General features: G+C 36.7%; 22 protein-coding genes. 14 read left to right on the top strand and 8 right to left on the bottom strand.

Features of this window, described 5'->3' with window-relative positions:
• Nucleotides 1-104: 104 nt before the first annotated feature.
• Both AC3WOM_RS13290 and AC3WOM_RS13285 read right to left on the bottom strand, forming a co-directional pair.
• Nucleotides 105-797, bottom strand: a complete 693-nt coding sequence (locus AC3WOM_RS13290) for an AIM24 family protein (protein ID WP_492447229.1) — start codon at nt 795-797, stop codon at nt 105-107.
• Between the two features lie 315 nt (nt 798-1,112).
• A complete protein-coding gene (locus AC3WOM_RS13285) occupies nt 1,113-2,384 on the bottom strand; it encodes an L-lactate MFS transporter (RefSeq protein WP_492447228.1) in 1,272 nt (423 codons plus the stop codon).
• Nucleotides 2,385-3,376: 992 nt separating this feature from the next.
• Here AC3WOM_RS13285 and AC3WOM_RS13280 point away from each other — a divergent pair.
• The 7 genes from AC3WOM_RS13280 (at nt 3,377) to AC3WOM_RS13250 (ending at nt 11,232) form a co-directional block, all read left to right on the top strand.
• Nucleotides 3,377-4,864, top strand: a complete 1,488-nt coding sequence (locus AC3WOM_RS13280) for an ATP-binding protein (protein WP_427542954.1) — start codon at nt 3,377-3,379, stop codon at nt 4,862-4,864.
• Nucleotides 4,861-5,529, top strand: coding sequence for a response regulator (locus AC3WOM_RS13275; RefSeq protein WP_427542951.1), 669 nt, complete (start codon nt 4,861-4,863; stop codon nt 5,527-5,529). Before AC3WOM_RS13280 ends, AC3WOM_RS13275 begins: the two co-directional genes overlap by 4 nt.
• A 315-nt stretch (nt 5,530-5,844) precedes the next feature.
• Entirely contained in the window at nt 5,845-6,888 is a 1,044-nt protein-coding gene (locus tag AC3WOM_RS13270; RefSeq protein WP_492447227.1) for a DctP family TRAP transporter solute-binding subunit, read from the top strand.
• A gap of 57 nt (nt 6,889-6,945) precedes the next feature.
• A complete protein-coding gene (locus AC3WOM_RS13265) occupies nt 6,946-7,989 on the top strand; it encodes a DctP family TRAP transporter solute-binding subunit (RefSeq protein ID WP_492447226.1) in 1,044 nt (347 codons plus the stop codon).
• Nucleotides 7,990-8,275: 286 nt separating this feature from the next.
• On the top strand, nt 8,276-8,773 hold the full coding sequence (locus tag AC3WOM_RS13260) for a TRAP transporter small permease (RefSeq protein WP_427542942.1): 498 nt from the start codon (nt 8,276-8,278) through the stop codon (nt 8,771-8,773).
• Nucleotides 8,754-10,022, top strand: coding sequence for a TRAP transporter large permease (locus AC3WOM_RS13255; RefSeq protein WP_492447225.1), 1,269 nt, complete (start codon nt 8,754-8,756; stop codon nt 10,020-10,022). Before AC3WOM_RS13260 ends, AC3WOM_RS13255 begins: the two co-directional genes overlap by 20 nt.
• 10 nt (nt 10,023-10,032) lie before the next feature.
• Nucleotides 10,033-11,232, top strand: coding sequence for an MFS transporter (locus AC3WOM_RS13250; protein WP_427542936.1), 1,200 nt, complete (start codon nt 10,033-10,035; stop codon nt 11,230-11,232).
• Between the two features lie 40 nt (nt 11,233-11,272).
• Here AC3WOM_RS13250 and AC3WOM_RS13245 read toward each other — a convergent pair whose 3' ends face one another.
• The 4 genes from AC3WOM_RS13245 to AC3WOM_RS13230 form a co-directional block, all read right to left on the bottom strand.
• Entirely contained in the window at nt 11,273-12,178 is a 906-nt protein-coding gene (locus AC3WOM_RS13245) for a DMT family transporter (RefSeq protein ID WP_492447224.1), read from the bottom strand.
• 383 nt (nt 12,179-12,561) lie between these two features.
• The gene (locus tag AC3WOM_RS13240) at nt 12,562-13,773 is read right to left on the bottom strand and encodes an amidohydrolase (RefSeq protein WP_492447223.1); all 1,212 of its coding nucleotides are present in this window, start codon (nt 13,771-13,773) and stop codon (nt 12,562-12,564) included.
• Complete coding sequence (locus AC3WOM_RS13235) at nt 13,770-15,020, bottom strand: amidohydrolase family protein (RefSeq protein ID WP_492447222.1); 1,251 nt, start codon at nt 15,018-15,020, stop codon at nt 13,770-13,772. The genes AC3WOM_RS13240 and AC3WOM_RS13235 overlap by 4 nt, the downstream gene beginning before the upstream one ends.
• A gap of 43 nt (nt 15,021-15,063) precedes the next feature.
• Nucleotides 15,064-16,623: a glutathione ABC transporter substrate-binding protein gene (locus tag AC3WOM_RS13230; protein ID WP_427542925.1), complete on the bottom strand. Its 1,560-nt coding sequence runs from the start codon at nt 16,621-16,623 to the stop codon at nt 15,064-15,066.
• Between the two features lie 182 nt (nt 16,624-16,805).
• On the opposite strand from AC3WOM_RS13230, the gene AC3WOM_RS13225 reads away from it, so the two are divergent.
• Genes AC3WOM_RS13225 through AC3WOM_RS13195 form a run of 7 tightly spaced genes read left to right on the top strand, consistent with a single transcriptional unit; the run spans nt 16,806 to nt 23,444 of the window.
• Nucleotides 16,806-17,708 (top strand): ABC transporter permease, encoded by a 903-nt coding sequence (locus AC3WOM_RS13225; RefSeq protein ID WP_492447221.1) that lies wholly within the window; start codon nt 16,806-16,808, stop codon nt 17,706-17,708.
• 14 nt (nt 17,709-17,722) lie between these two features.
• Complete coding sequence (nikB, locus tag AC3WOM_RS13220) at nt 17,723-18,643, top strand: nickel ABC transporter permease (RefSeq protein ID WP_492447220.1); 921 nt, start codon at nt 17,723-17,725, stop codon at nt 18,641-18,643.
• 13 nt (nt 18,644-18,656) lie between these two features.
• Nucleotides 18,657-19,670 (top strand): ABC transporter ATP-binding protein, encoded by a 1,014-nt coding sequence (locus AC3WOM_RS13215; protein WP_492447219.1) that lies wholly within the window; start codon nt 18,657-18,659, stop codon nt 19,668-19,670.
• Nucleotides 19,667-20,653: an ABC transporter ATP-binding protein gene (locus AC3WOM_RS13210; protein ID WP_492447218.1), complete on the top strand. Its 987-nt coding sequence runs from the start codon at nt 19,667-19,669 to the stop codon at nt 20,651-20,653. Before AC3WOM_RS13215 ends, AC3WOM_RS13210 begins: the two co-directional genes overlap by 4 nt.
• A gap of 37 nt (nt 20,654-20,690) precedes the next feature.
• Nucleotides 20,691-21,443 (top strand): sensor histidine kinase, encoded by a 753-nt coding sequence (locus AC3WOM_RS13205; RefSeq protein WP_492447217.1) that lies wholly within the window; start codon nt 20,691-20,693, stop codon nt 21,441-21,443.
• Between the two features lie 38 nt (nt 21,444-21,481).
• The gene (locus AC3WOM_RS13200; protein WP_427542908.1) at nt 21,482-22,180 is read left to right on the top strand and encodes a response regulator transcription factor; all 699 of its coding nucleotides are present in this window, start codon (nt 21,482-21,484) and stop codon (nt 22,178-22,180) included.
• A gap of 4 nt (nt 22,181-22,184) precedes the next feature.
• Entirely contained in the window at nt 22,185-23,444 is a 1,260-nt protein-coding gene (locus AC3WOM_RS13195) for a permease (protein ID WP_492447216.1), read from the top strand.
• 60 nt (nt 23,445-23,504) lie between these two features.
• On the opposite strand, the gene AC3WOM_RS13190 is transcribed toward AC3WOM_RS13195, so the two are convergent.
• Both AC3WOM_RS13190 and AC3WOM_RS13185 read right to left on the bottom strand, forming a co-directional pair.
• Nucleotides 23,505-24,443, bottom strand: coding sequence for a DUF4181 domain-containing protein (locus AC3WOM_RS13190; protein ID WP_492447215.1), 939 nt, complete (start codon nt 24,441-24,443; stop codon nt 23,505-23,507).
• A complete protein-coding gene (locus AC3WOM_RS13185; protein WP_427542899.1) occupies nt 24,430-24,951 on the bottom strand; it encodes a sigma-70 family RNA polymerase sigma factor in 522 nt (173 codons plus the stop codon). The genes AC3WOM_RS13190 and AC3WOM_RS13185 overlap by 14 nt, the downstream gene beginning before the upstream one ends.
• Nucleotides 24,952-25,013 lie beyond the last annotated feature (62 nt).

The raw sequence follows: 25,013 nt of genomic DNA, 5'->3' as shown, positions 1-25,013 counted from the left end.
ACGGAGATCACCTTCATTTGACTTAGGAGTGTTCACAAAGAGTCCCTTGACCATTTAGTTTTTCAACACTATGAAAAACGTGTCCTGGAAATAGGACATGTTTTTTAGCTTTCGCTAGACATATAAACTTCCTCAAATGGCTGGATAATGACAAAGCCTTCACCTGAAAATGCCATTTGAATGGATTCGCCGCTGCCTCGGCCGATAAATGTACGGAAGCTGATATCTGTTTTAAACTCAGGTGCTAAATTACCTGACCATGCTACTGTGGCATGAGGATCAGTATATACAGTCTCACCTGGACGTACTAACAGCGTTAAAGGTTCAAAATGAGTGGTAATGGCTACCTTCCCTGTTCCTTTTAGAGTTACATTAAACAATCCGCCTGACATGATACCAGCCATTTTACGCATTAAATGAATATCCCAATCAATACTTGGCTCAAACGCAAGCAAATCATTGCCATTGACGCAAATACTTTCATTTTTCAAATCAAAGATCGTAACCTTTTTTCCTTGATCAGCTAAATAAAGCCGCCCTGTACCTTTTGCCTTCATTAGCTGTGTACCTTCTCCTGTTAATGCCTTTTTAAACATTTTTCCTAATCCGTGCTCCAGCACTCGCTCTCGCTCAAACTTAATGTCGCCTATGTAAGAAATCATCGAGCCCATTTTCGACCAAACCTCTCCGTTTAAGTTGATCTCCAGTACACGCTCCGTTTCTAACTCAAAATAATCATTTTCATTATCATCCTGCTGCGTTTTATTGATGAACTCATGTAAAGAAAATTTCCCCATTTTTATCTCCTCCTTATTACCTTATATACGCTTTAGCTGAAGAAAAGATTCAAAATTTCAACAATAGCACAGACGTTGCTCCTGACTTTTACAGTAGCTATTTGCTTTTCGTTACAAAATTGCTCTTTTGGTAGCGAAATCACTTTATTTCCCATAATGTTATTGACATCAGACAACCTCTGTTATACATTAAACAGAGATTAATCTAGTGTTATATAACAACCGCTACAAAAAAAGACCATACAAGCGTCATGTGCGAAATGACACTTATATGGCCAAGATCTAGTACCTTCAAGTGCGAATTGAAAGTAACGTTTATTGTGTAGCGGAGACGTCTCCAACATTTTGTGCTGCTGCTTTTAAAGCTGTTCGTTTACGTACATCTGCACGTAGTGTTAACGAAATAATTAATGATGCTGCGATTAACCCAGCAAATACATAGAATACTGGAATGTAACTTCCATAAGCATTTTTAATTGTGCTTACCAATAACGGACCAAAAATACCGCCTAATGACCAAGTAGTTAATAAATAACCATGAATAACGCCTAGTTGCTTTGTACCAAATAAATCACTTGCAAATGCAGGTAAGTTCGAGAAGCCACCACCATAGCAACTAACAACTAAAAATATAAGTGCTTGGAAAAGGATCACGTTCGTCGTATGTGGTAACACAATAAATGTAATTAACTGTGCAGTAAAGAAAATAACAAAGACGTTCGAACGACCAATATAGTCAGACACAGCCGCCCAAATTAAACGACCACCACCGTTAAATAACCCCATAATACCTACCATTGCCGCAGCACCCGCAACTGATAGTCCCACAATTTCCTGGGCCATTGGAGATGCGACAGAAATCATCATAATCCCTGCTGTTACGTTTACTAAATGCATTGACCATAGCATCCAGAAATGCTTTGTTTTGACAGCTTCACGTGCTGACATAATTGCTAAATCTTTTTTCACTACCTCTTTGCCATTATTTACAGCAGCCTTCATGTTTGCTGGCATATAACCAGGTGCAGGAGGTGCAATATATGAAGCCCCTAAAATCATTAACGTGAAATAACTTGCCCCTAAAATAAAGTATGTTGTAGAAATTCCTACAGCCTCCATTAAGTTAGCTGCAACTGGCGCTGTAATTAGTGCTCCAGATCCAAATCCAAGTACAGCCATACCTGTAGCCAAGCCACGACGGTCTGGGAACCATTTTACTAATGTTGATACAGGTGCAATATAGCCAATTCCCATACCTAATCCACTAAGCACGCCATATGTTAACCAATACAATGTTACAGAATCCATTGAAATTGCTACACCAGCACCAGCTTGTCCTGCCCCAAATAGAACAGCTGCTACCATCGCAGATTTACGTGGTCCCAATTTTTCTACTAAGCTACCAAATAATGCGGCTGAAAAACCAGCAAGCCCCATCATAATTGTAAAGGCAACCGTTACCTTTGTTTCACTCCATCCCATCTCTGTGACAATTGGTAGCTTGTATACACTGTATGCATAAGCCCCACCGATTGAAAGGTGAATAGCGATTGCGGATAATGCAATTAACCATCTATTTTTATTCATAAATTCTCATTTCTCCCCTCTTTTGCTACCTGTGAAAATTCTATGAACGTCCATGTAAAACAATTTACCACTTAGAATTATTCAAATGCAAGATGTTTTTCTAAAAAATATTATTTCTCCAAAAAGTATTTTATTTTCTAGCTTACTATACCTCTACAAAAAATCCTACAGCCTCTAAGTGAAACTGCGTTTATTTAAGAAAAACTACAACATATTTTAGATAATAATATTTTTCTAATCTATTATCTACAAATCCTAAAATTATTTAAAGATAATTTTAATTGTGCATACTTTCACATTCCCATGATGTATATTAGCCTATTTTTGATTCAAATAATGACTACACTTCAACCAAATAACAACATTATTAAATTTTTATCATAGAGAAATATTAAGAATGAAAGAGAATTTTAAAACTAAAATAAACAATTTTTATCTACACAAAGTGAAAGGAAAAAAGAAAACTACATATCACTTTCACCTTTTACAGGTTTAATATCCAAATAAATGTAATACATGTTTTGCATATTCCATTTTGAATAATCTTTTCTTAAACATTTTTATTATTCAAATATATGTTTTTCTTTAGAAAACAGATGATGTTCCTCGCTCTTTCCTAGCCAAATGATGCTATAAAAGCTATAAGAAACCATTGTGTTTAAATATATCCGTAAATTTGTTATAGTACACAAATGAAAACAGTACTTTCCAACTAATATTGTATTACAACAAACTTTTTATTTATGTTAATTTATAATAGAATGAAATTCCTAGTTTGGTTCTCATGTGTACTCTTATCATTTTTTTCAAGGATTGATCGTTAATCTAAGATTCTTTGTCTTACAATTATCTTATTTAAAGAGGTGGAGAATTCATTAAAGGAGTATTCCTATTCCTTTCACATTCTTATGAAAAATATTTCTTTACGACTCAAAATGTTCATTTTTTCGTTCATAATTGTTATTTTTTCGATTGCCACAAGCGGAGCCATCATGATTCATAATCTTGGCGGTGCTTTCGAAAAAGAGTTTGGTGCACGAGCTATCGCTATTGCAAGAACTGTATCACAGCTTACAGATGTTCAAAATAATGTGGGCAAGCCTGCTGGTTTTGAAATTATTCAACCAATTGCAGAGCGCATTCGCTTAACAACTGATGTAGATTATATTGTGATTATTGATATGAATCGCATTCGTTACTCACACCCCTCAGAAAGTAAGCTAGGTACAGTCTTTGAGGGTGGAGACGAAATAGAGGCCTTTTCTCAGCATGAGTATATATCGAAGGCACGAGGTGTTCTAGGATATTCTATAAGAGCATTTGTACCTATTATGAATGAAGAAGGTACAAAGCAAGTTGGTGTTATTACAGTCGGATTACTTGCACCAAAATGGTATAACCTTGTAGATGAATATCAATTTGATATCCTCATGTCTCTTTTTTGGGGATTAATAATCGGCTTAGGCGGGTCCGTTTGGGTTGCCAATCATTTAAAACGGCAAACCTTTAATTTAGAGCCATACGAAATAGCCCGTTTAGTAGAAGAACGCTCTGGTATTATTCAAGCGATGGACATCGGCATTTTAGCAACTGATGAAAGCGGTAATGTGACCTTTATTAATCGTTTAGCAAGGCAATATACACATTTCTTCGGACATAAAATTTCTAGAAAGGCTTTGTTTAAAGGCACCTGGCTAGCAGAGGATACACTGCAACAGCATGAAGTATATAGACCTCTATTGATGTTTGAGCAAATGTACTTAGTACGCACCTTTCCTATTCGTATCATGGAACAAAATGCTGGCTACCTTATTATGCTGACCGACCGAAAAGAAGCGAATATGTTAGCTGAAGAATTAACGGGCATAAAAATACTCGTGGATTCATTACGTGCCCAGCAACACGAATATATGAATCGCTTACATAGTATTGCAGGATTAATACAATTGGAACGGGATGACGATGCCTTAAGCTTGATTATTGATGAAATAACAGATGAGGAAGAAATAATCCAAAGCTTGCATGATAAAATTCATGACTATTCCATTCAAGGATTATTACTTGGTAAATTCTCACGGGCGAAAGAACTTGGTGTGGAGCTGACAATTGATGAGGATTCAAAGCTCATTGATTTTATGAGTGGTTTTTCCAGTGGAGACATGGTGACTATTATAGGTAACTTATTGGACAATGCGATGGAGGCATGCTTTGAATGCGCTCATAAAGATGTTCATATTACCTTGATTGGTCATAAACATCATTTATTCATTGAAGTACAGGATAGTGGTAAGGGAATTACTGGTCTGCCAAATCGTATTTTCGATTATGGCTTTAGTACAAAGCAAAAGGATGGTCATGGTATTGGACTTGCCCTTGTGAAACAGATTGTGGAGTCAAACAATGGAATTATTCAAGTAGAATCAACCGTGAATGTTGGAACAATCATTACAATAGAAGTAGGGGTGACTGAAGAACAATGAGTAATCTTTCAGTGTTTATCGTAGAAGACGATCCAATGGTACTTGAAGTAAATAAAGGTTTTTTAAATAAATTGAATGGTTTTCAGCTCGTGGGTGAATCAGTCAATGGACGTGATGCCTATGACAAAATTATAAGAAAGAAACCAAATCTAATTTTACTAGATATGTTTTTACCAGATATGACAGGCATGGAATTATTCTTAAAGCTTCGTGCAGAGCGTGTCCCCTCGGATATTATTATGATTACTGCTGCAAGAGATGCACCTACAGTACAGGAGGCTCTTCGACTGGGAGCCATCGACTATCTCATTAAGCCATTTCGTTTTGAACGCTTTGAAAAAGCATTGCAGCAATATAAAAGCTCTACAAAAAAGTTACAAAGTTCACAGGCATTTAATCAAGAGGACATCGACAAATGGCTTGGAATACAGCATGAAACAATGGAGCTTCCCAAGGGACTAAACACAATAACAATGCAACAGATTCTTGATTATCTAATGACACACCGAGCAGCTATTACCTCAGAGCAGCTAGCTCAAAATGTCGGAATGGCCAGAGTAACCGTGCGTAAATATTTGGATTTCTTGGCTACTAAGGGTACTGTCTCAATTGAATTACAGTATGGGACTGTTGGTCGTCCAACGAAATACTATACCATTAAGTAGAATAAGGTTTAGTTCAATAACTAAATAACAAGAATCTGCCCTTTCCACGAGTATATTTCAGTCCCTGCTTAAGGCTGAAATATATTTTATCCCCTTTTATCAAGGAATAAGGCAGATTCTTTTTCTATTACAGATTTTTAATAAGCATTTACTTTTATCCATCGGGACATCTGTTTTGTAACAGTTTATTAAAATAATAAATTGTTATATACCATAAATACCAAAATGTCCATTAAAACCATAATATTGAGTATTTATTGAAATGATTTACAATGAAAATCGTTCACAACTTATAGAGATTAGGGGTGAATTTGTATGTGGAGTAATCGTTTTGCACGCAGTTTTGTTAGCGTTCTCATTTTTATAACAATTCTGTTAGTTTCATGTCAGGAAGACGTTTACCCTACCGACAATGAGCAATTAAGTCATGAGGAGCAAATCGTTATTCGATTTTCACATGTAGTTGGTGAAAACACACCAAAAGGAATGGCAGCGGTAAAATTTGCAGAGCTAATCAAAGAACGTAGTAATGGTCACGTCGAGATTCAAGTATTTCCAAACGGGGTTCTTTATAAAGATGGAGAAGAAATGAATGCCTTATTACGCGGTGATATTCAAATGATTGCGCCTGCTATTTCTAAAATTACAACGCTTGTACCAGAGTGGTCAGTTATGGATTTACCTTATGCATTTAAAAATGCAGATGAAGTGCATACATATGTCAACAGTGATGTTGGTCAATCGTTAATGACAAAGTTAAATGCCCATAATCTATTTTCCATGGGTGTTTGGGATAGTGGATTTAAGCAGCTTAGCAATAGTATTCGACCTATAGAAGCTGTTCAGGATTTGAATGGCTTGCGTATGAGGATTATGCCAAGTGATATATTAGCCGAACAATTTTCCATTGTTGGAGCCTATCCAAAACGCATTGACTTCAATACTGTTTTTCATCAACTGCAAAGAGGCAATGTCGATGGTCAGGAAAATACACTGACAAACATTACCAGCAAAAATCTACATTCACTACAAGACTACTTAACGATTAGTAACCATGGCTATCTTGGTTATTTACTGCTGATGAATCATGAATTTTGGAATTCCCTTCCTGAAGATGTGCAAACCCTGCTCATAGAAACACTAGAGGAAGTTCAAGAATGGGAATGGCAGCTTGCAGAAAATTTAACAGCAGAGCGACTTGAAGAAATGAAAGCATGTGATTGCATCAAAATTTACAATTTATCGGATGAAGAGAAGGAAGAATGGGAATCTGCATTTGAGCCTGTTTATCGCTATTATGCAGATAACTATGGGAAAAGATATATCCAAGCACTTCCTAAAAATCAATCACATCACTAGCATGGGTTAAAAAGGTTAACCTTTTAACTATAATCATAACATTTAGGGGGATATGTAATGAAAAAATGGCTTTTTATGTCACTTATGGCTGTGTTAGTTCTAGCACTTGCAGCTTGCAGCGGCGGAAAAAAAGAAACATCTGCTCCAGCAGCTGAGGGTGATGGTGGGTATACAAAGGATAAACCGCTTGTCATTAAATTTTCACATGTAACATCAATCGATAGTGTAAAAGGAAAAGCAGCTGATGCTTTTGCGAAATTAGTAGATGAAAAAACCGAAGGTAAAGTAAAAGTTGAAGTTTACCCTTCCTCTCAATTATACGGGGATAATGATGAACTAGATGCACTAGTTTCTGGGAATGTTCATATGATTGCTCCTTCTGTTACAAAAATGGTTAAAATCGACCCACGTTGGCAATATGTTGATATGCCTTATCTATTTGAAAACGAAGAGCATGCACGTAAATTCTTTACTTCTGACGTAGCAAAAACAATTCTTGAATCTAATCAATTAGCAGCAAATGATATTAAAGGTTTAGTATTCTGGGAAAATGGCTTTAAGCATTTCTCAAATAACAAGCATCCACTTGAAAAAGTAGAAGATTTTAAAGGCTTAAAGTTCCGTGCACAAGCAGGTAAAGTATTAGAAGCACAATTTAAAGCGTTAAATGCTGGCTCTGCAACAATTGCATTTGGTGAAACATACGCTGCCCTACAACAAGGAACAGTTGATGGACAAGAAAATACATTCAACAACTTTGATACACAAAAATATCAAGAGGTTCAAAAATATTTCTCAGTATCTGAACATGGTCGTCTTGACTATGCAATCTTTGTCAACAAGTCATTCTGGGATAAAATTCCCGCTGATTTATTAACAGCAGTGGAAGCATCTTTAGATGAAGCAACGAAGCTAGCTTGGGATTTAGCCGCAGATGAAAACGCAAAATCATTTGAGAATATCAAAAACTCTGGTATTGAAGTTCTTGAGTTAACGGCTGAGCAAAAAGAAGCTATTAAAGCAAAGCTTGAACCAGTATATGAAGAGTTTGGTGAAGTTATCACAGAAGAATTAATTAACGGTATTCGTGATCTAAAATAACATAACTTTGGGTTATTAAAAACCTTTCTATTCGGGGAATTAAATAGTTTAACGTAAGAATTCGCTCAATTCCATGGATAAGCTACAAGGTTCATAGGATAGATGAGCCTTGTAGGTAAACTGAATCAAATTTAGTAAATCACTTACATGAAATCTGTACGAACGGGTGCTAAGACGCTCACTACAAGCAGCAACATTACTATAGTGAGAGAGTCAGCACCCGTTTGTATTTAAATGATGAATAATCATCATTCCCTTTTCAAATTCACTTGAAGGAGGCAATTGAATGAAAGCCTTACATAAAATCTGGGGCTACTTAGAAGAAATCCTAGCTGGAATCTTTTTCGTAGCTGGTGTAGTTCTTATTTTTTATGGCGTAATTATGCGCTACATATTCAATGAACCACAGGCATGGGTAGAGGAATTAGCACGTTATTCAATTATTTGGGGTACATTTCTAGGATTTGGCTTAGCTCTGCGCCACAATCAACATATTCAAGTAGATATTTTATATGATAAATTAAAGCCTTCTATGAAACGTGTACTGGATATAGTGGCAACTGGATTAAGCATTGCCTTTTGTTTGATTTATACGTATTACGGCTTTGTTTTAGTAGAAAATCGTTATACATCAGGCATGGTATCACTTGATATTGGGATACCAATGTGGGTTGTATACTTAGTTTTACCAATTTCAGGCGTTTTATTTTTACTACGATTCGTAGAAAGATTAATCAATATTCTACGAGGAAAGGACGAAGAATATGCTAATCCTCTTACTTAGTTTCTTTTTATTACTATTCCTACGAGTACCAGTCGCGATTAGTTTAGCACTATCGACAATTCTTGTGTTCTTCCAAATTGATTTTAATATGAATATGATTCCTCAGCGTATTTTTACTGCACTGGATTCCTTCCCGATGATGGCAATTCCAGGCTTCGTCCTTGCAGGGGTATTAATGGCACGCGGTGGGATTTCAAAATATCTTATTGAAGCTTTACGTGCATGGATTGGTCATCTTCCAGGCGGTCTTGCTGTTGTAACAATTATCGCCTGTGCTATTTTCGCAGCGATTTCAGGCTCTTCACCTGCAACGGCAGCTGCGATCGGTTCTATCATGATTCCTGCGATGATTTCTGCAGGCTATAAAAAGCGCTATTCTATGGGTCTTGTTGCCGCTGGTGGTACATTAGGTATTTTAATTCCACCAAGTGTACCGTTAATCATTTATGGTATTACCTCAGAGCAATCTATTGGTGAGTTATTTATGGCTGGTGTTATTCCAGGACTAGCATTAACAGGAATATTAATTGTGGCAGCTATCGTTTATGCGAAACGCAATGGTTTTAAAGGAGATGAACCAGCTTCTTGGAATGAGCGTGGTCGTAAATCTTTGAAAGCAATTTGGGGTGCATTTTTACCATTCTTAATCTTAGGAACAATCTATTCAGGGGTTGTAACACCAACTGAATCAGCCGTTATTGCCGTTTTCTATGGTCTTATCGTATCCCTGTTCATTTACCGAGAGATGAAGCTAAAGGATTTCCGTGAGGTATTAGTAGAATCTGTTAATATTACAGCCATGATTTTCCTAATTATCGGTGCCGCTTCATTGTTTGGACTATATTTAACAAATGCACAAGTACCTCAGCAGGTTGGTGCATGGATTGCCGAAAGTGATATGAACAAATGGATATTCATGATAATTGTTAATATTCTATTCTTTGTTATGGGAATGTTCTTAGAGGCTGTATCCATTATTCTAATTACTTTACCAATTCTCTTACCGATTCTAGCACATTTCGATATTAACCTGATTCACTTTGCCATTATTATGACGATTAACATGGAGCTTGGTATGATTACACCGCCAGTTGGACTTAATCTCTTTGTCGTAAGTGGAATTGCTAAAGAAAAGCTTGGAGAAGTTGTCAAAGGGGTCATTCCTTTTATTGTTTTAATGATTATTTTCTTAGGATTAGTGGTTTTACTGCCACAATTATCACTTTGGTTACCAGAGCAAATGAAATAAGGGCATCTCTATGGAAGCATTTACAAAGAGATATTCGATTAAGGACCGCCAATTTTGGACAATCGTGATTAGCTTGGGAGGAGCTTCGGTGTTTGTATTCGCAGCAATGTATTCGGTACAACCCCTGCTCCCCTTCTTTACAGAGCAATTTCAAATTTCTGTTCCCACTGCAAGTCTGACCATGTCTGTAACAACTCTTTCCGTGATTATCGGGTTAATCGTTTTAGGATTTTTGTCTGATCGCTATGGCCGAGTACCATTTATCCTATTTTCCATCATTCTAACGATTGTCCCTTTTCTCTTAATGCCCTTAACAGATTCTTTTTCTATGATTATTCTTTTACGTTTTATCCAAGGCTTTGCGATTGCTGGTGTACCTGCAGCTGCACTTGCCTATATAAGTGAAGAAATTAATCAGCAATCAATGGGGTTTGCGACAGCACTTTATATTTCATGTAATGCTCTAGGTGGGACAATTGGACGCCTAATGATGGGTTATCTAACAGAATATAAATCTTGGGAGATTGCATTTTTCTCTTTAGCACTTTTGGGTGGTGTCATTTTCATTCTAGTGTGGCTTACCCTACCAAAATCAAGGAATTTTTCAGTTCACCAACGTACCATTCAAAAGGATTTACATGGTTTTTGGCTCCATTTAAAAAATCCAAATTTACTTATTCTTTTTGGGCTTGGGATCATATTGCAGCTATCTTTTACAGGGATGTGGTCATTTATCCCATACTATTTAGCTGAATCACCATTTTTATTATCATTGAAAACGATTTCCTTTATTTTTTTAGCATACGGCTTAGGAATCATTGGTTCGCCAATTGCTAATTCCCTTGCAGGTAAAGTCGGTATCAATAAAATTCGAACATTTGGGGTGCTTTTATTAGTATTTGGAATTTTATTAACGCTAAGTTCCTCTCTTACTATGATTGTTGTTGGGCTCTGTATTGCATGCTTAGGTTTTTTTACCGCTCATGCCTTAACCTCTGCAACAGTTAGTCGGACAGCTATCCATCAAAAGGGGCTTGCCTCAAGCTTATATCTCGTTTCTTATTATATTGGCGTTGCATCCGGAAGTACTTTGCTCAGCCCAATCTGGCTGCATTTTAAATGGCAGGGAATTGTTATGATTACCATACTTCTTCCTATACTATATATCGCTTTTTTAAATTACACATTACACAAAAAACTTCAAAGCTAAGCGAGCAAAAAAGATGCACTGAAACGATTCAAGCATCTTTTTAGCTCGCTTTTCTTTTAATAAAAGAAAAAGCTTTTATTTCTTTATAATAAACACATAGAAGAATACCTAAGAGAATCAATAAAGAGCCGTAGATCTGAATGATAGAAGGCAGTTGATGTAAAACAATGGCACTTAAAATCATAGCTATAGCTGGTTCAAAATTTAACAAAAGTGATGCATTTGTAGAACCAATGTCTTTCATTTTTCTATTCCACATTAAATTACTGATTCCATGAATAATTATGGCTGATACGACTAAAAGTACCCAATATGGAAATTCCACTTGCATATTCTTCTGCATAAATATAGATGTACCAAATGGCGTCAGCACAATTAATCCTATTAAATTTGTATAAAACGTAATGGCCTCAGCCGTAATTTTTAGACTAAGATGATTCACAATAATAAGGAACAGGGCGAAACTTAGCATTGTCACCAAGCTTAGTATCTCTCCTTTACCAATTGAAATGACAATCAATGCTCCCTTTGTAATAATCAGTGATACACCCATTAACGAAATAATAGCACCTATCCAAAAAATGCGGTTTCGATATTCTTTATAAATCATTTTATTAAGTAGTGACGTAACAATCGGTGCACAGGCTAATATAAGGGCAGCTGTAATGGGAGAAGTATGCTGAAGACTTGCATAAAAGCTATAGTGATTAATGGCAACACCCAAAATGCCTGCAATCATTAATAATATAAAATCATTACGTGTAAATGTTACATGGACAATTGCTTGCCAATGAATACACCCTAAAAAAAGAACAATGATCATTAGTCTGTAAATGGCTATTGCTATGGGCTCCCAATGCTCAATAAGGATAGAACCAATGATAAAATTACTTGCCCAAAAAAATACACAACTAAATAAAATCATGTATGTCGTTAATTGTTTCATTTGTTGCACCTTCCACATGATAATGTCAAAATACTTGCTTCAATGGAAAAAACCCGCTTCGCTTCCCGTGCAAAGTAGCGCAATCAAATGAAAGCGAAACGTAAGCACAGAATGTAAGCGGATTTTCATCTATATCAATTTCGCCTTGGCGTAATTGCGTCCGGATTTTGAATTGTGCCCGCACAATTCATTCCTTTGAAAATCCGTGACATCCGCTGGAGGCTTTATCTTCATTCAGTAGGTGTTTGGACACCCACTGAAAAAGAATCAACCGCATTCATCTCTCCAACTGTAGAGGTGAGAGTCTTCTGCTGAATGAAGATAAATTTGTATAAGGGGGGATAATTTGAATGGCAACTACACGATATGCAGTTCCAACATTTCTAGCGAATAAATTTCCCTTTAGACATCACAACTCGATCTAAAGGTCTTCTTGCAATGACCTCAGCACTTGATACCGCGTCAAAGAATACAAAGCTCGCTTCGTCTTTAACATTTGGCCAAACCATTTGACCATCTGTATCCAATGGCGTAATACCATTTGTAATATATCTCAATACTTGGCGAATGGAGCGCTCATCTAGTTTTCTAGTTATATCTGCAAAAGTAGTTGCTTTTTCCAACACATCTCCAGAACCATATGGACTCCATGAATCATAAAATCCATCACAACCAAAATGAACATCGACGCCATGTTCTGATAATAAATCAATTGGCGGCATAACACGATTGATATTAAATGGTACGGTTGACATGATTTTTACTTGTTGCTGTGCGAGTCGATCAGCAATAGTATGCTGCTCCATTACAGAAACATCTCCTAATGCGAAGGCATGGCTTATTGCTGTTCGCCCTTGGTAATTCGCCTCTTCGACAATATCAATCCATTTATCAATTGTATAATAGCCGACATGTCCTCCATCATGTAAATGAATATCAACATCAACATTAAATTCATGTGCAATATCCATTGTCTCGTAAAGAGAACGTTCAATGGTATTATCTATTCCTGCTGGATCAAGCCCGCCAATCATCGTAGCACCGTTACGTAATGCCTCACGCAGTAACTTCGGCACATCATCTCGTAATAAGCCGTGCTGTGGAAAGGCAATGACCTCTGCTGTCACAACATCTTTATAGTCATCTAAGGCTGCCAGTACACCTTCTAAATTTTTTAACCCTATATATGGATCAATATTGACATGTGTACGAATATGATTGGTACCATTGCTGATAATTTTTTCAATCATAGCAAGAGCACGCTGTTTTCCTGTAGCAGCTAAAATAGGCAGCTCTCTTGCTTCTTGCTCTAGCCGATCCTTTAGGTTTTTTGCTGGTACTACAGCTTTCCAAGGTAAGGAAAGATAGGTTTTATCTAAATGATTATGCATTTCCTTAAAAGCAGGTAAGAGTAATTTGCCCTTCATATCTGTAACCTGTTGTGAAGAATCAATGGGTTGTGCTGCTGATTTAATTTGTGAGATAAAACCATCGGTAATTTCAAGGTTAAAAAGCTCAACCTTTGTGCCAACTGTATCATTATCTTTTACATACTCTCCTGTTTCAAGTAGAACGTTTGTAAGCCATTGCTTCATCTGAATTCTCCTTTCAACTCTCCCACTTCCTGCTGGTGAATCAATTTGCCTTGTGAAATAACTGTAGAGATCGGGCATCTTCTAGCCACAACATGGGCTGAGCTCACGCCATCTACTAAAAGCATATTCGCAGCATCACCAACCTTCGGCCATACACGCTCACCCTTATCATTAAGAGGTGTTATACCGCCAGAGGCATATTTCCATGCACGACTTAAAGAGTATTCATCCATGAAACGAAATCTTTCTGCCATAATATTTAATTTTGTAATTGTGTTACCTGTACCATAAGGAGACCAATGATCTGTTAAGCTATCATGACCTACCGAAACGTTTACCCCATTGTCATATAAATAGGGAATTGGAATTGTAGAGCGATTAATAGCGACTGGCACTGTCGTTGTCACATCCATTTGTACAGAAGCCATCGCTTGTACTAGACTCTCTAGCTGTGGCTGTGGTAAATCAGCTAGTGCCATCGCATGACTGATTGTGACCTGTCCTTCTTTTTTGGCCTGTTTTGTCAAATCAATCAAGTTATAAAATTCAAATTCTCCCAATGTATTTGGTGTATGAATATGAATATCGATACCAGCGTTATAGTCTTGTGCAATTTGCATTGTTGTTTGTAGTGATCTTTCAATATTTCGATCAACGATGGATGGATCAACGCCCCCAACGAGCGTTGCCCCCATTGCCATCGCCTCACGGATTAGTCCTTCCACATTGGAGCGTAGTAAGCCATGTTGTGGAAAAGCCACAATATCATAGGTGATCTGATCTTGATATTTTTCTAAAACTTGTTTCGTAATTTCAATGTGCTTTGTCCCAATTTGTGGATCAACATTACAATGGGAACGAATATGTGTATGTCCCTGTGAAATGAGCCACTTGACCATTTCTTCTGCTCGATAGGCAGCTGTTGGCAATTGTTTGGGTAATAGCGCTCTTTCTTCTTCAATACGCGTTAATATACCTTTTGTAATCGGTCTTGGTGCCTGCCATTCTCCACCAAAATAAGTTTTATCGATATGAATATGCATTTCCCGGAATGAAGGAACCAGTAGTTGCTTTTGAGCATCTAAAACCTCTACATCTCCATCAACCACTATATTCTTATCCACTTGTTGGACATGTCCATCGTCAATTAGGACATCATAAATAGCTGTACGAGTTCCGACAATATGTTCGTTTTCGTACTCATAAGCTTCTTCTAGTCTCACATTTTTCAGCAGTAGTTTACGCATAGTTTCCTCCCTAATTGGTATTTTTATCGATCACCAAGTTTGATTATTCTACAATTTCAACGCCACTAATCATTGTGTAGTTAGATGCATCTAACCAGAAACCTTTCACAGCATTGCTGTAGACTGCCAAATGCTCATAGTTTCGAACTGGAATATACACAGCATCTTCTAACTCCATTTGCATTGCTTTTTTGTAGATTTCATTACGAGTAGCTTGATCTGATTCAGAGCGTCCTTCTTCAATCAGCTTATCTATTTCAGGATTACCGTAATAGAAATGATTTCCTGGTGCGCCCATAGAAGCTGAATGGAACAGATTGTACTGGTTATAATCAGCGTCACCAGTAGCATTGCCCCAGCCGCTAATAAATAATTGATGCTGTTCTTTCGTGATTTCTGAGATAAATGCACCATACTCCATAACTTGAATATCTACATCTAAGCCAATGCCCTTTAATTGAGATTGCACAACCTCTGCCATATTAATTCGTTCTTTACGATCACTTGTTAGTAATTTGATTTTCGTTCCTTCTTTAATTCCGGCCTCTTTTAAAAGCTGTTTTGCTTTGACAACATCATAATCATACGCCTTCGTTTCACTTGAATAGCCAATCACCTTTGGACTCATCGCTGAATTCGCAAGTGTCCCTACATTATCATAAATACCGCTAATAATTGCTTCACGGTCAACTGCATAGCTTATTGCTTGACGTACTTTAACATCAGATAATAATGCGTCTTTCACATTGAAACCGATGAATTCTACTGCAAGCCCTTCTGCACGGAAAAGATTCATTGACGGTGAATTTTCAATGCGATTAATTTCTGTTACTGGTACTTGCTCAGCAATATGGGCTTCTCCACTTTCAATCATTGCTAAGCGAGTAGAATCCTCTGGTACAACTTTAAATGTTACTTTATCTACTTTCGGTACATTACCCCAATAGTCTTTATTTGCGTTTAATGTAATTTCTTGTCCAGATTTCCAAGATTCAAATACAAATGGACCTGTCCCTACTGGATGTGTTGCCAACTTATCAGCCGATTCAGCAATGGCTTTCGGGCTTATCATACTGCCTTCTTGACTCGCTAAAATAGATAGAAGCGGTGCATACGGTTCTTTTAATTTCAACGTTACAACATACTCATCATCTACCACTACTTCGTTAATCATTGATAATTTATCACGCTGTGGAGATCCAGTTGCAGGATCTAAAATTCGATCGAATGTAGCTTTTACAGCCTCTGCATTAAAATCTGCTCCATCATGGAATTTAATGCCTTCATTCAATTTGAATGTCCAAGTAGCATCATCTTTTTGCTCCCACTCTTTTGCAAGTAATGGAGTAATTTTGCGATCTCTATCAAAAGCAACAAGTGTTTCATATACCTTGCCATGAATAATATTCGCTGAAGGAATATCTGTAATAAAGTGAGGATCAAGGCTTGTCGCATCTGATGCCCGTAAAATAACCAATTCTCCTCCTACACTTTTTGCTCCCTCTTTGGAACCCTCTGCACTTTTATTACTAGCAGTTGAGCATGCCTGCAAAACTAGAACAGTAATTAGTGTCATGAATAAAAGCAGCTTCATTTTCTTCATAAACATTTCCTCCTTGTGTGATTTGATACTTACATTTCGAATTATAAAGAAATAAAATTCACTTGTTTTTTAAAATTTTTACGTGTTTTTTAAATTTTCTGACTAATAGCCACTAAAATATTTACATTCTTTACGCTTTTCACTAAATTGAAATCACATCAAATAGAAAAGGAGCATTCGGTATGGAAAAAATAACTACTACTATCGATCATTCTGTTTTAGTGAATGCACGCAAGGCATCTAGAAAAAAGAATCTTGTTTCATTCCTAAATAAAATCAAAAAAAATAAAGCAGCTGTCGCAGGAGGCATTATCATTCTTCTATATATATTGATGTTTCTCATCGGGCCAATTATAGCCCCTTATGATCCCTTCGACGTACAGTTAGATCAAAAATTACAGGGACCGAGTTTAGACCATCTAATGGGTACCGATGACAAAGGACGAGATATTTTAAGTCGTATATTATATGGCTCGCGTTTATCTATCGGTGTTGGTATTTCAGCTGTGTTGTTTGGCGGGACAATTGGAACACTCTTAGGGCTCATCTCTGGCTACTATGGAAAATGGGTTGATTCTATTATTAGTCGTATGTTAGATATCATGCTAGCCTTTCCAGGTATCTTACTAGCTCTAGCTATTGTCAGTGCATTAGGACCAAGCCTTATTAATGTAACAATTGCAGTTGGCTTTTTCTCTATTCCGATGTTTGCACGTATCGTACGCGGATCGACAATGGAAGTGAAAAAATTGGAATATATTGATGCGGTCAAAACTCTTGGAGCCAATGATATGACCATATTAATCAAGCATATTTTTCCGAATATTTTATCACCAATTATTGTTCAAGCATCTATGCGCTTAGCGACTGCTATTCTATCGGCAGCAGGGCTATCATTCTTAGGATTGGGTGCACAGCCACCATCTCCTGAATGGGGTGCTATGCTGTCAAATGGTCGAGATTTCCTGTTTACTGCTCCTTATATGGCGTTATTCCCAGGTATTATGATTTCTATACTTGTACTAGGATTTAACCTATTTGGAGATGGATTACGCGATGCTTTAGACCCTAGAATGAAAAATTAAAGGAGAGAAAACACATGACATTATTTATCTTAAAACGACTTGCTCAAATTATTCCTGTGACGCTCGGTGTAACGCTTGTTGTTTTCCTAATTATGCAGATGATTCCTGGCGACCCAGCGATAATTTTAGCAGGCGAAGGCGCTTCACAAGAAACTGTTGCAGAATTACGTGAAAATTTAGGGCTCAATAAGCCTTTAGCTGTTCAATATACAGATTACATTAAAAATCTGCTACAAGGTGATATGGGTAACTCATTAAAAAATAACCAACCTGTATTTGAAGAAATTACTGCTCGTTTACCTATCACAATTGAGCTAGCCTTTTATAGTATTTTAATCACAATTGTTCTAGGGCTTATTGCCGGCATCATATCTGCAATTCGTCCCTATTCATTTATGGATGTTGGATTAATGGTCGTTGCATTATTAGGGATTTCCCTACCAAGTTTTTGGTTAGGTATTTTATTAATGTATGTTTTCTCGGTGCAGTTACACTGGCTTCCTGTGGCAGGTTGGGATAGTGCCAAACATATAATTCTGCCTGCTGTCACACTTGGTGCTGGTGGTGCTGCCATTGTTGCCCGTATGACGCGCTCTAGTATGCTGGAGGTTGTAAACCAAGACTATATTCGTACTGCTAAAGCGAAAGGTTTAAAGGGTTACATTATCATTTTAAAGCACGCATTACGCAATGCCTTGATTCCAGTTATTACAGTTGTAGGCTTACAGTTTGGTAGTTTACTTGGAGGAACAGTTTTAGTAGAATCTGTTTTTGCTGTTAATGGATTAGGACGAATGATTGTAGATGCTATTCGTACACGCGATATACCAGTCGTTCAGGGTGGCGTTCTTGTCGCCTCATTAATATTCGTTTTCATTAATCTTTTCGTAGACATTTTGTACCGATTCTTTAATAAGCGAATGGATTTAAACTAGGGAGGGAAAACAGATGAAACAAGAAACAGTGTTGGAAGTAAAAAACTTACAAACTTATTTTTATTCGAGTGAGGGAGTCGCCAAAGCAGTTGACGGTGTATCATTTACACTTCAAAAAGGGGAAACGTTAGGCATTGTTGGGGAATCAGGCTGTGGAAAATCAATGACTTCCCTATCATTACTTCGTTTAGTACCTTCACCCCCTGGTAAAATTATCAATGGTGAAATTCTCTTAAATAATACAGATATCTTGAAATTATCAGATGAAGAATTACGCAAAATACGGGGCAATAAAATATCAATGATTTTCCAAGAGCCGATGACAAGCTTAAACCCTGTGTTATCTGTTGGGGAGCAAATTGCTGAATCCATTCGTTTGCACCAAGGATTATCACGTAAGGAAGCATGGCAAAAGGCTGTAGATATGATTCGCCTTGTAGGGATTCCTGCACCTGAAAAAAGAGCGAAACAAGAGCCTTATCAGCTAAGTGGCGGAATGCGTCAACGCATTATGATTGCGATGGCACTAGCCTGTACACCAGACGTGTTAATCGCTGATGAACCGACGACTGCTCTAGATGTTACCATTCAGGCTCAAATAATTGATATTATTCAAAATCTGCAAAAACAATTAGGGATGAGTATAATCTTCATTACCCATGACCTTGGTGTTGTAGCAGAAATATGCGATAAAATTGCCGTTATGTATGCGGGGCAGGTTGTAGAGGAAGGTACAACAGAAAGTCTTTTTGAAAAACCGTTACACCCTTATACAAATGGATTAATTCAATCATTACCAAAGCTATATGAAGATCAAGAAGAATTATCTACTATTCATGGTACCGTTCCAAGTCCATATAATTACCCAACTGGCTGTCGTTATGCAGAACGCTGTCCATTTGCTTCAGATGTATGCCGTGAAAAACAGCCTGAGCTCCTTACTGTCGAACTGGAGAAAAAAGTACGATGCTGGATGTACAGCAAAGAGTGGCAAGGAGAAACACTTATGAAGGAGATGACAGTATGACGACAAAGCAGCAACCACTATTAGAAGTAAATAATTTAAAACAGCATTTTTTCTTAAAAAAAGAAAAGCTCTTTGGTCCACAGCAGGTTGTTAAAGCTGTGGATGGCGTTTCCTTCGATATTATGCCTGGTGAAACGCTCAGCATTGTTGGAGAATCTGGTTGTGGAAAATCAACGACAGGTCGTTCAATTTTAAGATTGGATGAGCCTACCGCTGGAGAAGTATTATTATTTGGCAAAAATTTAGTGAATATGAACAAAAAAGAGCTTCGAGCTGCGCGCAAGGACATACAAATTATTTTCCAAGATCCCTATGCATCTCTCAACCCACGACGAACGATTCGTAAAATGTTGATGGAGGCCATGTCTATTCAAAAAATAGTACCGCCTGAGCAGCAAGAGGCACGCATGATTGAGTTAATGTCGCTTGTGGGATTACGTCCTGAGTACTTAGAGCGCTATCCGCACGAATTTTCAGGTGGACAGCGTCAGCGTATTGGTATTGCGAGAGCCCTTGCTGTCAATCCTAAAATTATTATTTGTGATGAATCGGTTTCTGCCTTAGACGTTTCCATTCAAGCACAGATTTTAAACTTACTGAAGCAACTACAAAGAGATTTAGATTTAACCTTTTTATTTATCTCTCATGATTTAAGTGTCGTTCGCCATATTTCAGACCGAATCATGGTCATGTATCTTGGAAAGGTTGTAGAAATCGCTGATAAGCATTCACTTTTCACACAGCCACATCATCCTTATACAAAAGCACTATTTTCATCGATTCCAGTGATCGATAAGCACCATCGCAAGGAGCGCATTATTTTGAAGGGAGATCTGCCTTCCCCACTTAATCCTCCTACTGGCTGTAGCTTTCACACACGTTGCCCATTCGCAACAGATAAATGTAAAGCAGAAGTTCCAGCATTACGAGAAATTTCTGCAACGCATAAGGTAGCTTGCCATTTTGCAGAAAATTTAGTTTAATGTAACTTACACTTATAAAATAAATGGAGAGGTCGTTATGTTACAACTAGAAACCTTCAACATATATATTCTCCTATGTGTAATTGCTCCAATTATTGGAGCTTTTCTGCTTACGTTTATTTTTATTTTTGAAAAACAAATCGACAGCCTTGAGGAAGAAAAAAGGCATTTAGAGCTTGAGCAGGATTTACAAAGAGCCAATATTCTGCAATTAAATCAGCAAATACAGCCGCATTTCTTTTTTAATGCTTTAAATTCATTACTGAGCCTAGCCCGCATCAATCGGAAGGAAGATTTGGTTGCGGGCATTGAGGCCTTAGCAACGTTTTTTAAATTTAAATACAATAATCACGAGGTTTTAATCGCTTTAAAAAACGAGGTGCAATTTGTCGATAGCTATTTAAATATTCAACAACTACGCTTTGGGCATCGTTTAACGATTCACAAGTATGTTGATGAAGCAGCCCTATCCGTGCAAATACCTCCATTTATTCTCCAGACCATTATTGAAAATGCGTATAAACATGGCTTTGAAAAACATATAGGACCTGCGAAGCTATCCATTTTTATCAAAAAAATGGACAAGTTTTTATTAATAGAAATTAAAAATACACAGCCATCGGAAAAAATAGAAACTGTTGTTGAACAGGTAGAAGATGAATTGCAGCAAGGCTACGGTCTTGAAAATATTAAAAAACGACTTGAACTTATTTATGGACTCGAAAATATTTTATTCTCGATTCAAAATAATGAACAGTTTTACACTGTTACGATCCATGTTCCCGCTTAGGCTTTCTACAAATTTGAATGTGAAAGGAGAATCTCACCATGAATATATTAATCGCAGATGATGAGCCGTTAGAGCTTGAGCAAATGATTTATTTATTAAAACCGCATTTCCCTAATTGGACATTCCATACTGCTCAGGATGCCTCACAAGCTCTGCAATTAGCTAAAAAGCACCGTATGACTATCGCCTTTTTGGATATTCAAATGCCTGGGAAAGATGGAATCACTCTGAGCAAGGAACTAAAAGAACTTTATGAAGTAGATATTATTATGGTAACAGCTTATCAGACCTTCGAATATGCCCAACGAGCATTACGTATCGGGGTTAAGGATTATCTTACAAAGCCTGTCATCGCTAGTGAATTAGATGCTATTGTGGAAAAATATAAAGTATGGAGCTCTAACCACGATGCCATTCAAAGCGCTCTTTCTTATATTCATGAAAATTATCATGAAAAACTTGGTTTAAATATTATTGCTGAAAAGATTCATTTGAATCCAAGCTATTTAAGCCGCAAATTTTTGGAGGAGCAATCCATCGGCATTAATGAGTATATTAATAATTATCGGTTAGAGATGGCTGTCAAGAAAATAAATGAGAATCTAGACGCGAGTATGTCTGCAATTGCTGAGAGCTGTGGATTCAATAGTCAGCACTATTTTAGTGTAGCTTTTAAGAAAAAATATAATCAATCACCTCGTCAATATAGAACCTCTAAAATGAGTAAAGGGTATTGATTGTATGTTAAAGAAATATTCATTGCTCGTACCGTTCGCAAGTTTAAGCACAGCAGCAGGGGTCATTATTCTGTTAGCTAGATGGATTAATGGAAACTTATTATTGTCCTCTCCTTCTGCCCTTATTTCCTATGGTTTTATGGCGGGCATTTGTTACACACTAGCAACAGCCATATCATTTATCGTGCTTGGTTCATTTTTAAAGAGAAGCGGCTTTACACAAAGCCAAAACAAACAAAGCTTTTTGATTCTGAAAATGCAGGAAAAATTAAGTGGAATTAATTTAAAATTCATCCGATTATTCTATCTAATAACAGGCATCGAAATTTGGCTTATACAATTAATAAGCGTTAGTGTACTATCAACTATTATGTTAAATATACCAGTCCCGATAACACTGACACTGTTTTTGATTGGCATGTTATTATTGGATCGATTACTTTCAATAAAAGGGATATTATGGATGGATATTCTATTTATCATCATGCTTTTTTCGCTTCTTATTTTTATCCCCATCTTTTATTTTGTACAAAATGGTGCCAGTACTGTATATGAAGGGATTCGATTATATCATCCATATTTGTTTTATTTTAAAAACAGTGAAATCTTATTGTTCTATGTTGTATTACAATTAGCGATTTTAGGACAAGTATTGTTTGATAAATCAACATGGTATCTAATTGCCTTTATTAAACCTAAAAAAATACGGCGGAGTTTATTTTCTGCAGGCGTTATTTTAGCTCTACTAACACTATCATTTACCGCTATCTTAATGATCGCCCTATACGGTGGCTCCTATGGACAGTTTCAAATTTTAGTCCTTACATTTTTATATGAGGTACAGCCGGGTTTCCTTACATTTGCCTTTTTTGTCTTTACACTTTTAGCTATTGTGACTACCCTACTTGTTGAAATGCGAGCAACGAAACGCTTCTTTTCCGCAAAAAAACCCTATTATTACTATTTGATAGGTCTTATACTAATCTTGCTTACCTTGTTTTTATCTATTGATATGACAATTTTAGGTGTTATTTACACCTTTGCCTTTCTTCATATCACGATGTTGCCCTTTATCATTATTCTTTTATTTACAAACAGAACGATTCATAAGCATAGTTGGTTTGCACTATTTCTTTCTATAGTCATTGGTATCGGTATTGGATTATACTTTAACTTTTTATATGGTCTAGCCGTTAGCTTTATGATCTCTTGTATAGCCCAATTCTTGCTTCAAACTGAAAATATGGATAGTAGAAACATATGAGCTCGATTCCAATCGAGCTCAATACTAGCTCATCTTCTATTTTGCTTATGGCATACTACTTTAAATATACATAAGGAATATAAATAATAATAAAAGCATTACAATGGAAGAAATAATTGATACATAATGTCTTTTCTCTTCGCGGCCATAGTAATACTCAATCATAGTAGAAATTATTATTACTACTGCTAACGATATACTTAGAGCGATTGTATACAAAAACCATTGTTTTATTGTAAATACCAAAATAAAAATTGCATTCAGAAATTTCACGATATATGTGGAGCGCTGATGACCTGAGCTTACGTATTTTGGCTCCTTTGGAATATTAAACTTCCTTCGCAAAAGTTTATCAACTAACCACCCGATAAAGATAATAACAACTATAAAGGTAATTAAATCCGAACTATTAATATTGAATTCACTTCTCTGTACAAAATTCTTATAAGCAGATGCTAGGTTTTCATCCTTCACTTTATAAGATATGTTTGTCTGTTGATCAGTGAAAACTAATTCGATATCGTTTAAGCACATCTTCAGCTTTATGATTTGCCCATTATCAAACTCAACCCATATATCACTCTTCGCAAAAGTGATAAAATTATTATCCTTCAGTGTAACGGTAGCCTGCTGTAATATTTGTTTCAGCATATCTCTTGCTGATTCTTCTTTAAACACTTGCTGTCCTATAATCCAACCAGTTCTTCCGGCTTTAAAGGAATCTTCATCCCAATTTTGTGCCATAGTAAACTGTTTAATGGCTTCCTGTTGTGCTAATTCAACTATCGTAGCATGTTTTGTAGTTTCCACTTGTCCCCAAGGACCCATAACGAATAACAATAGTAGTGTCACCACAACTGCCCCAAAAGTTATCGTTGGATATTGCCGATTTCTTCTTTTTTTGTGCTTAACATGCTGTAAAATACGCTTTTGTAATGGTTGTGAAAACCGTGGCACTTCACCAAGCTCTTTATCCAATTTGTCCTTAAAGGATGTCATCTCCTAACACCTCCCAATCATTTTTATCTAGTTTTTCTTGTAGCATTTGTCTCGCTCTACGTAATCTAGTTTTTACTGTGTTTTCAGTTAATGCTAGGATATCTGCTATCTCTCGTATTTTTAATTCTTGATAATAGTAAAGAATTAGTACTTCCCTATAAGGTAATGAAAGTTCAAACAAAGCTGTTGCCAAAATCCGACGATCATCCTTCTCTACTAATTCTTTTTCAGGTGTTCGCCTACTCACGCCAATATGTAATTTTTCTAATAATATATGTCGCTTATTTTTCCAGCTTCGTAAATGGTCATGACTTTTATGTACAGTTATTTTTACTAAATATGTTTTCAATGAGGATCGTTGTTCAAAGCGCTCCTGTTGACGATAATAGGCGAAAAATACATCCTGAACGATTTCCTCCGCTATAGCCCAGTCCTTCACGTAAAGATAAGCCACTCGTAGGCAATATTCACCATGCTCATCCATAATTGCTGCTAAATGCTCACTCAAGCAAACACCTCCTAATCCCAGTCACACTATAGTCGTAATAACATCTTTATTAGTTTCAATAT

It is taken from the genome of Lysinibacillus sp. FW301-JW8 (assembly GCF_058788755.1).
Note: the sequence above shows the minus strand (reverse complement) of the source record. Positions and strands in the feature narration are given on the sequence as shown.